This is a genomic window from Chloroflexota bacterium (assembly GCA_023475225.1).
Lineage (GTDB): Bacteria > Chloroflexota > UBA6077 > FW602-bin22 > JAMCVK01 > JAMCVK01.
In genome coordinates this window covers 28,836-43,177 of sequence record JAMCVK010000026.1, presented here as the reverse complement: position 1 = coordinate 43,177, position 14,342 = coordinate 28,836, and the positions used below count along the sequence as shown (strand labels likewise).

Below are 14,342 nucleotides of genomic sequence, written 5' to 3'. Positions count from 1 at the left end.
CCTGACCCAATGGGAGCCCGGATTCAAGAGGAGGAGACAATGAAGTGTGTCGTTTGTAAGCAAGCAGAAACCCTTCCTGGCAAGGCGACGGTGACTCTGGAGCGAGATAGCGTCACCCTGGTGATCAAGGGTGTGCCGGCGAGGGTCTGCCCAAACTGCGGGGAGGAATACGTAGACGAAGAAATCACTGCATGGCTCCTTCAGGCCGCAGAGGAAGCCTCCCGGGCTGGCGTCCAGGTAGACATCCGTGAGTATGTGGCGGCGTAGGCCGAGTGCAAGAAACGGGCTACACTCGGCAGCCGTTGGGAAGGGGCTGCGCCCCCTTGGAACCCCCACTGTTCGTCACTCTCATCCACGCCCTTGACTTTGGGTACTAACCCCCAGACCTGGCTTCGGCGCTCGCCCCGGCTGTGCGTGGTTCCAGGCTCTTCAGGAAACCGATGAAGATGATTACAGCCCCAAGCAATTCCCCAAGATAGAAGAACTCAGGAATATTGAAGCGGGCCAGCGTGCCCCCGATGGCTGGCATGAAGGCGCCGATGGCGATCAGGATATTGGCCACGACGCGATGGGGCAGGATCTGCCGACGCCAAAAGAGCCAGGCACTGTAGAGGGCTCCACCGGCCAGGGCGACGGTGCCGAAGATATTAAATATAGGGGTCAGCAGCCGCACGTAATTCGGCATAGCCACACCACTGACTTTGGAGGAGGTGGGCAGGAGCGCCACGTTGACCGAGGCAGTGAACACCAGGTAGATGGCCATGAGCGAGCCTAAGCCCAGGATGAGCATAACCAGGTGAGCAACCCGCCGCGGTGCCAGTAGATAGACCGTGCCCATGCCCAGATAGGCAGCGACGAAGAAAGCCCCCGTGACGTACCAGACTCGATAAACGGTCACGTTCCAGCCGCTTACGCCGGCTAGAAATTCGCAACCAGCGCTGAGTCCGTAAAAAAGTAGCCCTAGGCTCCAGAGCAGCTGGTAAGGCTTCCGTCTAGCCAGGTACTGAGCGAAGACGGCCGCTGCGAACACAAAACTGATCGCACTCGATAGAAAGGGGAGAACCGTATCCATATGAAACCTCCTACGAAGTTATCGCTGGCGGTATCTAACATCTAGCGCACCAGGTTCGCTTCAGCGCTGCGCTCAGGCCGGTAAGCCCGGGCCTCCCAGCTTCTTCATCAGGTTGGCCATCTCGACGGCGCTCACCGCGGCATCGAATCCCTTATTACCGGCCTTAGCCCCGGCTCTCTCGATGGCCTGTTCCAGACTATCGGCCGTGATGACGCCAAAGGTGATCGGCACGCCAGTTTCCAGGGCGGTATTGGCGATGCCCTTAGACACCTCAGCAGCGATGTATTCGAAATGAGGCGTGTCTCCCCTGATGACGACACCAAGGCAGATCACAGCATCGAACCGATCACTCTGAGCCATCTTTTTGGCCACCAGAGGTAGTTCGAAGGCACCCGGCACGAGGGCGATGTCTACATCCTCCTCACGCACCCCGTGTCGCAGGAGGGCATCCATCGCCCCCTCCAGGAGCCTGTTCCCGACAAAATCGTTAACCCGGGAAAGAACCACGCCCATGTGTAAGCCGGCGCCAAGTAGATTCCCCTCGTAGATCCTTCTCATCCCTTTTCCTCCATATTTAGAAGATGACCCAACTTCGTCTGTTTTGTGGCCAGGTAGCGCGCATTTAATGGGTTAGGCACAACCAGCAAGGGGACACGTTCAACAATGGTCAATCCGTAGCCCTCAAGTCCGACTACCTTACGGGGATTATTGGTCATCAAGCGGATATTTTTTAGGCCCAGATCAACCAGGATCTGAGCGCCGATGCCGTAATCACGCAGGTCGGGCGCAAAGCCCAGCTTGAGGTTAGCCTCTACCGTATCCAGCCCTTCATCCTGGAGGGCATAGGCTCTCAGCTTGTTATGCAGTCCGATGCCCCGTCCCTCCTGGCGCATATAGAGGAAGACACCGCGTCCTTCCTTTCCAATCATCCCCAGGGCAAGATCCCTTTGCTCTCCGCAGTCGCAGCGCAGGGAGCCAAACACGTCTCCCGTTAGGCACTCGGAGTGCACCCGGACGAGGACAGGGTCGTCTGTAGCCACATCTCCTTTGACCAGGGCGATATGGGGTTCTTTGCTGATAATGCTTTCGTAGGCGATAGTCGTGAAATCGCCATATTTCGTGGGCAGGCTCGCCTCGGCCACGCGTCTGATCAGCTTCTCGTGTCGTTGACGATATTCGATCAGTTGGGCCACGCTGATGATCCTGATCCCATGTTTAGCCGAGAATTCCTCCAGCTGGGGGCGGCGGGCCATGGTGCCGTCGTCGTTCATTATTTCGCAGATAACCCCGGCCGGATACAAGCCGGCCAGTCTGGCCAGATCAACGGCCGCCTCCGTCTGACCAGCCCGTACCAGAACCCCCCCGTCCCTGGCGCGCAGAGGGAACATATGCCCGGGACGGGCCAAATCCTCCGGCTTCGTTCTTGAATCCAGGATGGCCTTGACGGTTGCCGCCCGATCGTAAGCGGAGATACCAGTTGTTACCAGATGCTTGGCCTCCACCGAGACGGTGAAGCCTGTCCCAAAGACAGCGGTGTTATTCTGCACCATTAGCGGTATTTGCAATTCATCAAGACGTTGGCCGATGATAGGCAGACAGATCAAGCCCCGGCCGTACTTAGCCATGAAATTGATCGCCTCTGGTGTAACCTTCTCCGCGGCGATGGCCAGATCGCCCTCGTTTTCGCGGTCTTCATCGTCCACGATAATAACGAATTTGCCTGCTTTGAAATCCTCTATGGCTTCCTGGATAGTGGCTAAGGGCATAAGCGGTCTCCTTCCTAGGGCTTATAATCGTAAGTGGCCAAAAGTTCGGCGGTGATGGACGCCTTAGAGGTACGTTCCTGGGTGAACTTCTCTATATACTTGGCCAGTATATCTACCTCCAGGTTGACCAGGTCACCCGACCTTTTCTCCCCTAGATTGGTATTCTCCCGGGTATATTTTACTAACGAGACGTCAAAAAAGGCATCATCACAAGCAGTGACAGTCAGGCTAACACCGTCTACAGCGATGAAGCCCTTCTCGACGATGTAACGCATCACCTCTGGCGGCGCGGCGAAGCGCATCACGATCGCCTCCTTCTCTCGCCTCAAAGTGAGTACCCGGCCTACATCATCGATATGGCCCTGCACAAAGTGACCTCCCAGGCGACCACCCAGGGGAAGGGCCCGTTCCAGGTTTACCCGGTCGCCACTCACGAGCTGGGAGAGGTTGGTGCGTTTGATCGTCTCAGGCATCACAGCCACCGCAAACCAATCCTCGCCTCGCCTTGCCACCGTAAGGCAGGCGCCATTGACGGCGATACTATCCCCTGGCTTTAAATCGGTGAGGACCAGTCTGGCCTTTATGGTTAAACGGTCCGCCCGAACCTCGCGGACTTTGCCTACCTCTTCAACAATCCCCGTAAACACGATTAGCCTCCGTTACGGCGTGGGTAACCCTGGATCAGCACATCATCGTCCAGTATCTCTACTCGTCTATCCTTCAGGGTGAGAGCCTCAGCCATAGACTTGATTCCCAGCCCGCCCACGGGCGTCGGGGCCCTGCTGCCTCCAATGATCTTGGGGGCAATGAAGGCATATACCTTGTCGACCAATCCGGCGGTGAAGAGCGAAGCCAGCAGTTCGCCACCCCCTTCGGCCAATACGTTGGTGACGCCGCGTTTACCTAAGAGCGCGATAAGTTCGCTTAAGTCGACATGCCCATCCTTCTCCGGTAGGAGAAGCACCTCCGCTCCGCTCTCCTCCATCTGTTTTCGTTTAAGCGGGTCGCTGAGCTCCGTCGAGGCGATTATCGTGCCCTGGGCCAGGGCTGGCGAAAGGACCCGTGCCGTAAGGGGAATCCTCCCCCGGCTATCGACGATGACGCGCCATGGGTCTCGCGTCCGAGGCGGTCGGCCACTTTCGCCCACCAGCCTTATGGTCAGTTGGGGATCGTCGGTGATGACCGTGTTCACCCCAACGAGGATGACATCGCTGACATCTCGTAGTTCGTGGGCCCTTTTCCTGGCCGTCTCCCCAGTGATCCATTTCGAATGACCAGAGGCGGTGGCAATCTTCCCATCCAACGTCATCGCCCATTTAGCTACGACGAACGGCAACCCGGTCGTAATGTACTTGATGAAGGACTCATTTAGTTCCCTGGCCTCAGCCTCGTATTCGCCCACCTGGGTAGGGATGCCCGCCTCCTCCAGCTGTCGACGTCCGCGCCCCCCAACGAGCGGGTTCGGGTCGAGCATAGCCATATGCACTTCGGCTACACCCGCTCTGATGATGGCTTGAGTGCAAGGAGGGGTGCGCCCAAAGTGAGCACACGGTTCTAAGGTCACGTAGAGGGTAGCCCCCCTGGCCATCTCCCCTGCCTTTTGCAAGGCCACGACCTCAGCGTGCCAGGAGCCGGCTGGCTGGGTATAACCCTCACCAACAACCTGACCACTCTTGACCAGCACCGCCCCTACGGCCGGGTTGGGACTGGTCCGCCCCAGGGCCAGACGCGCTAAAGCGAGCGCACGGGCCATATAGTCCATCGTATTCTCCCCGTCTGGAATAAAATACGACCCGAAGGCCTAGAGCACTTCGGGTCGTCGAGTGTCTCCACCGCCTTCTTCCATCCGGACTGTACCGTCGGCTCTGGACCTTCCCCAGATCTGCCAGTAAACTGGCTCGCGGGCTGTACCGCCGATCAGGAATTGGCACCCTTCGTGCCTCACCCTGCCCTGAAGGTAGTTTTCTATTGACTCTAGTCTACTGCTTTTGATTTTCCTTGTCAATTATACCACGTTTGGGGTAGAATTTCACTGAGGGGGAGTGACAAAGGCATGCGCTGTGGCACATGTGGTTTCGAGAACCCGGAGAGCATGCGTTTCTGTGGTGGTTGCGGCGCCAAGCTGCCTATCACTTGTGGCCAGTGCGCCTTTGTCAACCCGCCTCAGTTCCGCTTCTGTGGTGGATGTGGTGCCCCTCTCGGCGCCCCAGAGACGCCTGCGGCGCCTCCTCCTCAACCCCCTCCCCCTGCGGCCGAGCCAGTGCGCCCCTCGTTAGAAGCCGAGCGCCGCCAGGTGACCGTCCTGTTCAGCGACGTGAGCGGCTCAACAGCTATAACCGAGCGGCTGGATCCCGAGGAATTCAGGGATATAATGAACGATTGCTTCCAACGTCTGGGGGCCAGGATCACCAAATATGAGGGTACGATTGATAAATACATCGGTGACAACATCATGGCCCTCTTCGGGGCCCCCATCGCCCACGAAAATGATGCGGAGCGGGCGATCAGGGCTGCCCTGGAGATGCAGGAGGAACTTAAGCAGATCAGCGTGGGACTGGAGAAGAGGATCGGACGACCATTAGCCATGCGCATCGGCATTAACACCGGTGAGGTGATCGCCGGAGGCATTGGGTCAGAGGCTAAGATAGACTATACCGTAATGGGCGATGCCGTCAATGTAGCCTCCAGGCTAGAGCACTCAGCCGGAGTGGGCAAGGTTCTGGTCAGCCATAGCACCTACTCCCTTACCCAGGGAGTTTTCGATTTTACACCCCTTGAGCCGTTGTACGTTAAAGGCAAAGAGAAACCACTCCAGGTCTATGAGGTGATAGGGCTGGCCAAGCAGCGCCGCCCTATGCGGGGGATAGAAGGGCTAGAATCGAAATTCATCGGTAGAACGACCGAGCTGGAGCAGTTGAAGTCCTCCTTTACCCTGGCGATGATGGGCAAGGCGCAGCTCGTTTGTATCGTAGGTGAGGCTGGCCTGGGCAAGTCGCGTCTTCTCTTCGAATTCCGCAAATACCTGGAGGAGAGCGGTCGTCTGGAGACGGTCACCTACCTGAAGGGCCGCTGCTTACCCTACACTCAGGGTAACACCTACAGCGCTGTTTCCGATCTCCTGCGCGATTACTTTCACCTCACCGATGAGGATACAGAGGAGGATATCCAGACAAAGATGGCTGCTCGTCTGGAGGCATCTGAGCTAAGAGTGCCCATTAATCATCTTCTCTCTGGGGCGAAGGATGTCAGCCCGTCCCACCTTTCTCCCCAACAGTGGAAGAAGGAGACGTTTGCCGCCGTGCGCCAGCTCCTCGAACGTGAGGCAGGGAAGGCGCCATTACTCATCGTCGTTGAGGATTTGCATTGGGTTGATCCATCATCCTTTGAACTGCTTGATTTCCTCACTGAACAGCTCAAGGACGTACCCATCTTTTTCTGTCTGCTCCACCGACCCGATTTACAGGAACCGGAACACTGGTGGACACACCCAGGACATACCCGCATCGCTCTGCAACCGCTGACTGTGGAGCAGGGCTCTGAGCTGATTGTTTCTTTGCTCAGTGTAACCAGCTTGCCAGATGAAACAAGAGAGCTTATCGTGCAACGGTCCGGGGGCAATCCGTTCTATGTAGAGGAGATAATCAGGTCGCTTATCGAGAGCAAGTTGCTCGTGAGGGAGAATCATACCTGGCGGGCTGATGGGCCGATCACCCCCACTATTATTCCGGAAAGTGTGCAGGGGGTAATAATGTCCCGCCTGGATCGACTCGAGGAAAAACCTAAGCGGGTCTTGCAGCAGGCCGCCGTGATCGGCCGCCGCTTCAGTCTTGGTTTACTGAGGGAAATCTCTGATGTGGCCGAACTTAACCCTTGCCTTAGCCAGCTGGAGGAGGGCGAATTTATCTTCTTGCGCGACCGCCATGCCCGTGAGCCAGAGTATACCTTCAAACATATCCTTACTCAGGAGGTCGCTTACAATAGTTTACTCCTCCGCTCACGGAGGGAGTTGCACCAGAAGGTGGCTGAGCGCCTGGAGCGCCGTTATAGCGATCGGTTGGAGCCACACGTAGAGGCGCTGGCCCATCACTATCACCGTGGGGAGGTATGGGCGAAAGCCCTGCGATTCTCTGCCCTGGCTGGCGATAAGGCTAAGAGACTGTATGCCAACCGCGAGGCATTGCATTACTATAGCCAGGCCCTTGAGGCGGTGGATCATCTGGAGAAACAGCCGGATCAAGCAGTGGTCGGCTTATCTCCGGAGGAGATGGCCGTGTCCCCAGAGATGCTGCGCGGGCAGCGGGTGGAGATCTTGACCAATCGGGGCGATGTCTATGCTCTCCTTGGGGAGTACGACGATGCCTTAACCAGTTATGAAGGGGCCCTAGCCCATTGTTGGGAGCCGCTAAAATACGCTGATATCTTATGGCGCATCGGTGAAAACGTTCATGAAAAGCGGGGCAAATATGACCTGTCCCTGGGGGTCTTTGGAGCAGCCGTCTCAGCTGTGGGTGAGGAGCCGTCCCACATAGCTTTGTTAGCGCGCATTCGTGCCTCTATTGCTAAAGTATACTTGCGCCAGGGACGCTATGAGCTAGCCAGGCAGTTCAGCCTCGACAGCATCGAACTGCTCCGGGGAAGTGAGCATCACCGTGAGCTGGCGCAGGCCTGGCGTCAGTTAGGATATGTCCACTATCTCTCGGGCAACTGGGATGAGGCCATCGGGTGTTGGGAAAAAGGAATCAGCGAAGCCAAGCGTACCGGTGACCCCTGGGAGGTGGGAGCACTCTACAATAACCTTGGTGCAGCCTACATCCGCAAGGGGGACTATGGGCGAGGCACGGCCTGTTTTGAGGATTACTTGCGCGTTGCGGATAAATTGGGCTATACCTCCGCTATTGCTGATGCCTATACCAATTTAGGCGGTAGCCATCGGATGAGGGGGGATTTACCCCGGGCCATCGAACATTACCAGAAGAGTCTGAGTATGAAAGAGAAGATTGGCGACGCGCGGGGCGTGGTGCGCAATCTTCTGAATCTGGGCGAAGCCTATCGGGAGCTCGGACGGGCACCTGAATCTATAGAGAGCCTCAAACGAAGTCTCCAGATGGCTCAAGGGATTGGGGCTGGTGAGGCATTGACCGAGATCTGCCGACAGCTGGGCGAAAGCTATATAGAGCTCGGAGACCAGACGACGGCCTTTGATTACGCCTTACGCGCTCTCCACCAGGCACAGCAGACGGGGAATAGATTAGAAGAGGCTATCGCTCATCGGGTGCTCTCTACGACATACCGCCTGCGAGGTGACTGGGCTTCGGCCGCCGAGCATCTGTCGTCCTGTGAACAGCTATTACAGGAGCTGGGCAGTGAGCGCGAGACGGCTTTGGCCCTCTATGAGAGAGCCCTTTTTTGTATCGGTCAAGGGGAGCCGGCCAAGGCCCAGGAATATCTCTCCCAGGCCATTGCTTCACTCCAGAAGTTGGGGACAACCAAAGACTTGGAGAAGGCAAGGAATCTCCACTCGAGCCTGAGCGCAGGCCAACAGCTAGCCTGACGAATCCCGCATCCCACGGGGAGATCAAGGGGTTTGAACAACAGGGCTTCCAAGGGAGTGCAGCCCCGCCGCTGGGATGGCTTGGGACACAGCCTATAGGTAATTACTACCCTCCGCCGGAGGGGGAGTGCCGAGGGGCGAAGCCCTTCTGCTGGCCTGCCTGCCGCAGGCAGGGGTTTGGGGTCTCCCCAAAATTCTGCTCCCCTCTCCCGTCCGGGAAGGACGGGAGAGGGGAGCAGAGGGTGAGGACATCTTCCTCCCAAGGGGGGTTCAAGGGGGGCGCTCCCTCCTTGGAGTCCTTCGAAGAAGGATAGGGCTCCGCCCTAGTAGGGGCGACTGGCCAGTCACCCCTACATTCCTCCCTTCTTCCGCCGGGGCAGGGGAGATCAAGGAGGGGGCACAGCCCCACTACTTAGAGTGAATGGGGACACAGCCTGGACTTAATCCCCCCTTCTCCCCCACGCGAGTAAGGGGTGGTCAAGGAGGGAACACCCTCCTTGGAGGGTTCTAGGGCTCCGCCCTAGCTATTCTCCCCCTCTCCCGCCGTGCGGGAGAGGGGGATTAAGGGGGTGAGGGTGTCTTCCTCCCAAGGGGGGAGGTTGACACCATAGGGTGGCTTATAGTATCCTAAAATCAAACGAGCTGAAAGGAGTAGAATGACAAAAAACTCTGCTGAGGATTCAGGAGAGTTTTTTCGTTCCTCATCTTCATTTAAGGACATCGTTTTTATCCGAATCACTTAAGGAGAGCAGCCAGAATGCAAATCGTAGTGAAAGGTAAGAATATCGACGTAAATGAGACCTTGCGCTCTTATGTAGAAAAGAAGGCCAGCAAATTAGCTCGTTACCTGGATCACATTATGGATGTCACAGCAGAGCTATCGGAAGAGAAGACGAAAAGCAGTGGGGACCGCTACGTTATTCAGATGTTGCTTACAACTAATAACACTGTGTTGCGCGCTGAGGAGAAGGCCGGGGACATCTATACCGCCGTTGATGCCGTTCTCAATGTGATGCAGCGGCAGCTCGTGCGGCATAAGGAGAAATTATATAGCCGGGCGAAGACATCGGTGGCTAAAGCTGTAGCTGCCGAGGTCGAATCGGCTATTCTAGAGGAGGCACTTCAAGAGGAGAAACCCCACGTGGTCAAGATCAAGCGGTTCCTTATGAAACCGATGGCGGTGGAAGAGGCCGCAGCGGAGATGGAGGCCCTTGGCCACGACTTCTTCGTTTTCCTGAACGCCGCTACAGAGCAAATCAACGTCCTCTATCGCCGCCGGGATGGCAATTACGGCCTGATTGAGCCAGAGTTGATCTGAGACGACCACCATTCTCAACCTGGTTAAGCTAGAGGAGCCAGTTAGCCACATGTCTGATAAAGTGGCCTTGTTGGTCTTTGTGGGAGGGGAGTTCGCTACCCCCGTTGAGAGGATGGTGTTTCATGCTCAACAGGCCATCGCTCTCGATACCATCGAGAGAGCGATAGCCTGTGGACTTTGTGATCCGTTAATCGTGGCCACCGATTCGCCCGACCTGGCCCAACGTCTGGTCGACTGGCCGGTAACTATCGCCTTCGATACGGGACAGTTTCATTTCGGAGATACGCTGCGACGTCTTATTCGGCGCTATGAGCTGGAGCATCCGTTTTATATCGGTGGTGGGGCCGCCCCCTTACTGACAGCCAAGGAGATGGCTGAGATCTGTCGCTTGCTCCTCACTAATGATGGCGTCGTTATTCCCAACAATCTATTCTCAGCGGACTTCGTCGCTTTTACCCCCGGTACGGCCATCGAACATATTCCTCTTCCGTATAATGATAATAATCTGGCCTTCCTGTTGGAGCGAGTGGGCGCACTACGAAGCCTCCCCCTATCCCCGACAGCCGGAACCCTCTTTGATATAGACACACCTACAGATCTTATGGTGCTCCAAACGCATCCGGGCATCGGTCGACATACCGCGGCGTATCTGGGTGGACTCAGGTTAGACGCCTCGCGCCTGGAGGCGGCTGCGGCGGTTCTTAAGTCCCAAGAAAAACAGGTGGTAGTGGCCGGTCGGGTCGGTGCCCATTTGTGGTCACGCCTGGAGAAGGATTGTGCCTGTCGCACCCGTATCTATTCTGAGGAACGGGGTATGCGGGCCAGTGGACGCGAGGAGCGAGGGGAGGTGCGATCCCTTTTGGGCTTCTATTTGCAAGGCGTCGGGATAGCCGGGTTCCTTGCCGCCCTGACCGAGCTGGGTGACGCTGCTTTCCTGGACAGCCGCGTGCTCTTTGCCCACCTGGGCTTGCAGCCCTCAAGGGCAGATCGCTTCTACTCCGACCTGCTTCAGCCAGAGAACATTGTTGACCCGTTTGTCCGCGAGTTCACCGCTGCGGCCAGGGCAGCTGCGATACCGATCATCCTGGGCGGGCACTCTCTAGTATCTGGTGGTCTGCTGGCCCTCATCGAGGCGGCCTGGGCCGAGGCTAGTCATCCAGTTGGGACACCTGCAAACAGCGAAGAGTGATTTTCACTGGGAAGCGCCAAGATGCTCATCGCCTGGATGGTGATCCGAAGCTAGGATGCGGTCTCGTGCGGGAGGTCCTACAACGAAAACGAATGTGGCCTGGTGAGACTGATGGGAATTCTCTATCTGGTAGGGACACCGATTGGCAACCTGGAAGACATCTCCTTACGTGCTCTGCGCATCCTGAGAGAGGTGTCCCTCGTCGCCGCCGAGGACACGCGCCAGACTAAGAAACTGTTCGCCCGTTATCATATCTCGACACCGCTGATCAGCTACCATGAGCATAACAAGCGCAGCAGATTGCCCTACCTTTGCACCCGACTGGAGGAAAAGGATATTGCCCTCGTCTCAGAGGCGGGAATGCCCGGCATTTCAGACCCCGGCTACGAGCTGGTGTGCGCCGCCATCGAGCGTGGCTTCGCCGTTGTACCCATCCCCGGGGCGTCGGCCCTCCTGGCGGCCCTGGCCGCCTCCGGGTTGCCTACCGACCAGTTCGCTTATGTTGGCTACCTACCACGCCGACAAAGCGATAGGCGGAGGCTTCTCACCACTCTTCGAGAGGAACCGCGCACCATCGTCGCCTTTGAGTCACCACATCGGCTCTTGCGTTCGCTGCAGGATGCCCTGGAGGTTTTGGGCGAGCGCCCCATCGCTGTGGCCCGGGAACTGACGAAGGTCCATGAGGAGATATGGCGGGGATCCATCGAACAGGCCATCGCCTATTTTACGGAGAAACCACCTTTGGGAGAATTTACCCTGGTGATCGCCGGGGTAGAGCGGCGGCGTCCGCCCGTTGATCGAGAGACGATCAAGGAGCAGCTACTGGCCTTGATGGACGAGGGGATGAGTGGCAAGGAGGCTGTATCCCAAATAGCCGCGGCGACCGGCGTATCTAAAAGGGAGATATATAAAATATTGACAGAGGTGTCAGCCAGTCTTGATGAGGACCGGTTGGATCGACCCTGAAAAGATCAGGCGGCTCTTCTTCATAGCAGCTTCCTGTGCTATCATCGGCCTGACCATTGTTGTCGCTGGCGGGGGTGCTTCTTTCCTTCGGCGGCCGGTGGGAATCACGTATCTAATCTTATCGCTAAGGAGGTTATCACATGCCCGTTAAGCCAATCGTCATTAAGTTCTTCGCCCCAGTGATAGACGTGACCATTAACGCGCTGATGAACGCTATTGACGAAAAGATAAAGCAAGGTGCTAGAGAGTTCATTCTCCTCATTTCATCACCGGGAGGCACTGTCTTTCACGGCCTGAGTGCTTATAACTACTTGAAAGGAATGCCAGTAACCTTGACCACACACAATTTTGGAAGCGTAGATTCTATTGGCGTTGTTCTTTACTGTGGTGGCAGCAGACGGTTGTCCGTTCCACAAGCAAGATTCCTACTCCACGGTGTGAATGCTAACTTCCAGAACGAAAGTTTTGAAGAGAAGCAGCTCGAAGAAAGGCTTAAGGGACTAAGAATAGACATCGAGAATATTGCTAAGGTAATTGCTGCAAATACTGGCAAGACGGTTCAAGAAGTTACCGACGCAATGCTTGAAAGGACCACCCTCAACCCTGACGAAGCACAAGCATGGGGGTTGGTACATGAAATCAAGTCCGAGTTATTTGAGCTTGGCTCTGAGGTCATTTCTATCCAGTTTCAGCAACAGCCAAGTAGGTAACAGCGCCTAACACGGGGTTGCCTCCTTCGCTATGCTTCGTGCAAATCGCCTTTGGCGACTTCAGCAACTACGGAAACAGCAGAGGGGCGAACACGTAGGTTCGTCCCTACTAAAGCCGTCATAGCATCGGTGGCCCCCGCTAGCGGCTCGTTTTGTTTTCCCCTCAAGTATGTTATTATACGGCTGCTTTAGGAGGCGAAGCGAAGCAGTCTGTTATGGGTAAATTCTATATCACTACCCCAATCTACTATGTCAACGATGTGCCGCACGTCGGGCACGCCTATACCACGATCGCTGCCGATGTGCTGGCTCGTTACCATCGGCGTCGAGGGGACGACGTTTTCTTCCTTACAGGCACGGATGAGCATGGGGCAAATGTGGCTCAGGTGGCTAAAGCGCATGGGAAGAGCCCCAAGGAGTTCTGTGATAAGATAGTGGAGCACTTCCAGAAGGCGTGGCGGGCGCTGCACATCACCAATGACTTCTTTATTCGCACCACTGATCCCCTTCACGAGGAAGCCGTTCAGGTCTTTATGAGCCACTTATATGAGCGGGGCGAAATCTACAAGGGCAAGTACGAAGGGAAATACTGCCTGGCCTGTGAACGATTCCTCACCGAGGAGGATCTGGTCGATGGGCTTTGTCCGGATCACCGCAGCGAGCCCGTCTGGTATTCAGAGGAGAATTACTTCTTCACGCTCAGTAAGTATCAGGATATATTGATCAAGGCCATCCTGGACGCTTCTGATCCCAACCACTATGATATCGCCCCCTTAAGCAGACGAAATGAAGTTCTCGGTAAGATAAGGGCGGGACTGTCGGATATCAGCATATCCCGAGCCAGCCTGTCCTGGGGAGTACCCCTCCCCTTCGATCCCACCCACACTACCTACGTTTGGATCGATGCCCTTCTGAACTACATCAGCGCCATCGGCTATAAGCATGATCCGCAGCATTTCGCCCATTTCTGGCCGGCCGATGTACATCTTATGGCCAAGGATATCCTCTGGTTTCACGCCATCGTCTGGCCAGCCCTACTGATCTCGGCCGGACTTAAGCCACCCCGGAAGGTTTTTGCGCATGGCTTCTTCACCGTTGAGGGACAGAAAATGAGTAAAACGCTCGGTAACGTGCTCCGTCCCCAACAGCTGATCGATAGACTTGGGGCCAGCGCCACCCGTTATCTCCTGCTCTCCCATTTTCCCTTCGGGACGGATGGCGATGTCTCCCTGGCCGCCTTCAGCGAGCGTTACAACGCCGACCTGGCCAACGATCTGGGGAATCTATTGAATCGAACCCTGAGCATGATTAATAGATACTATAATGGCGCCGTGCCAGCCGCCAGCCAGGATGGAGTCGAAGGGGTTGACGGAGAACTGATCGACTCCGCTGAGCAGATGTTTGCAGACATGAGCACAGCTATGGATGATCTGGCCTTCAGCGAGGCGACAGCGGCCATCTGGAGATTGGTGGCCAGGGCCAACAAGTATGTCGAGGAGAATGCCCCTTGGAACCTGGCCAAACGGGATCGAGCACGACTGGACACAGTTATATATAATTTAGCTGAGTCGCTGCGCCTGATCGCTGTCGCTTTATGGCCCTTTATGCCGGAGGCAGTGACAGAGCTGTCCAGACAGCTAGGTATTGATCTGGAGCAATCGATTCCGTGGGACCAGGTCATCCAGTGGGGCGGTATGGTCCCCGGAACAAGGGTCAGGGCCAAACCGGCGCCCTTATTCCCCAGGGTGTCTTGATCTCCAGAGTGTAAAG

Annotated in this window: 12 protein-coding genes and 1 riboswitch; of the genes, 7 read left to right on the top strand and 5 right to left on the bottom strand. The window is 56.3% G+C overall.

The genetic code is table 11. The annotated features are described in order from the left end of the window. The first annotated feature begins 39 nt into the window (after positions 1 to 39). Positions 40 to 267 (top strand): type II toxin-antitoxin system MqsA family antitoxin, encoded by a 228-nt coding sequence (locus M1136_05905; protein MCL5075172.1) that lies wholly within the window; start codon positions 40 to 42, stop codon positions 265 to 267. Between the two features lie 106 nt (positions 268 to 373). On the opposite strand, the gene M1136_05900 is transcribed toward M1136_05905, so the two are convergent. The 5 genes from M1136_05900 to ribD form a co-directional block, all read right to left on the bottom strand. Further along, complete coding sequence (locus M1136_05900) at positions 374 to 1,072, bottom strand: hypothetical protein (GenBank protein MCL5075171.1); 699 nt, start codon at positions 1,070 to 1,072, stop codon at positions 374 to 376. 72 nt (positions 1,073 to 1,144) lie between these two features. Then, positions 1,145 to 1,630, bottom strand: a complete 486-nt coding sequence (ribE, locus tag M1136_05895; GenBank protein MCL5075170.1) for a 6,7-dimethyl-8-ribityllumazine synthase — start codon at positions 1,628 to 1,630, stop codon at positions 1,145 to 1,147. Continuing rightward, complete coding sequence (locus M1136_05890; GenBank protein ID MCL5075169.1) at positions 1,627 to 2,838, bottom strand: bifunctional 3,4-dihydroxy-2-butanone-4-phosphate synthase/GTP cyclohydrolase II; 1,212 nt, start codon at positions 2,836 to 2,838, stop codon at positions 1,627 to 1,629. Before M1136_05890 ends, ribE begins: the two co-directional genes overlap by 4 nt. 14 nt (positions 2,839 to 2,852) lie before the next feature. Next, positions 2,853 to 3,485, bottom strand: coding sequence for a riboflavin synthase (locus M1136_05885; GenBank protein ID MCL5075168.1), 633 nt, complete (start codon positions 3,483 to 3,485; stop codon positions 2,853 to 2,855). A gap of 2 nt (positions 3,486 to 3,487) precedes the next feature. Then, positions 3,488 to 4,600 (bottom strand): bifunctional diaminohydroxyphosphoribosylaminopyrimidine deaminase/5-amino-6-(5-phosphoribosylamino)uracil reductase RibD, encoded by a 1,113-nt coding sequence (gene ribD, locus M1136_05880; GenBank protein MCL5075167.1) that lies wholly within the window; start codon positions 4,598 to 4,600, stop codon positions 3,488 to 3,490. Between the two features lie 68 nt (positions 4,601 to 4,668). Beyond that, positions 4,669 to 4,801: riboswitch (FMN riboswitch) on the bottom strand. A gap of 90 nt (positions 4,802 to 4,891) precedes the next feature. On the opposite strand from ribD, the gene M1136_05875 reads away from it, so the two are divergent. The 6 genes from M1136_05875 to metG all read left to right on the top strand — a co-directional run bounded on the left by M1136_05875 (position 4,892) and on the right by metG (position 14,326). Then, positions 4,892 to 8,389 (top strand): tetratricopeptide repeat protein, encoded by a 3,498-nt coding sequence (locus M1136_05875; protein ID MCL5075166.1) that lies wholly within the window; start codon positions 4,892 to 4,894, stop codon positions 8,387 to 8,389. Between the two features lie 757 nt (positions 8,390 to 9,146). Next, the gene (gene raiA / locus M1136_05870; GenBank protein MCL5075165.1) at positions 9,147 to 9,707 is read left to right on the top strand and encodes a ribosome-associated translation inhibitor RaiA; all 561 of its coding nucleotides are present in this window, start codon (positions 9,147 to 9,149) and stop codon (positions 9,705 to 9,707) included. Positions 9,708 to 9,756: 49 nt separating this feature from the next. Beyond that, positions 9,757 to 10,896, top strand: a complete 1,140-nt coding sequence (locus M1136_05865; protein MCL5075164.1) for a hypothetical protein — start codon at positions 9,757 to 9,759, stop codon at positions 10,894 to 10,896. Between the two features lie 111 nt (positions 10,897 to 11,007). Then, on the top strand, positions 11,008 to 11,862 hold the full coding sequence (gene rsmI, locus M1136_05860) for a 16S rRNA (cytidine(1402)-2'-O)-methyltransferase (GenBank protein ID MCL5075163.1): 855 nt from the start codon (positions 11,008 to 11,010) through the stop codon (positions 11,860 to 11,862). A 140-nt stretch (positions 11,863 to 12,002) separates the two neighbouring features. Continuing rightward, positions 12,003 to 12,572: an ATP-dependent Clp protease proteolytic subunit gene (locus M1136_05855; protein ID MCL5075162.1), complete on the top strand. Its 570-nt coding sequence runs from the start codon at positions 12,003 to 12,005 to the stop codon at positions 12,570 to 12,572. Between the two features lie 215 nt (positions 12,573 to 12,787). Next, positions 12,788 to 14,326, top strand: coding sequence for a methionine--tRNA ligase (metG, locus tag M1136_05850; protein ID MCL5075161.1), 1,539 nt, complete (start codon positions 12,788 to 12,790; stop codon positions 14,324 to 14,326). Positions 14,327 to 14,342: the final 16 nt, after the last annotated feature.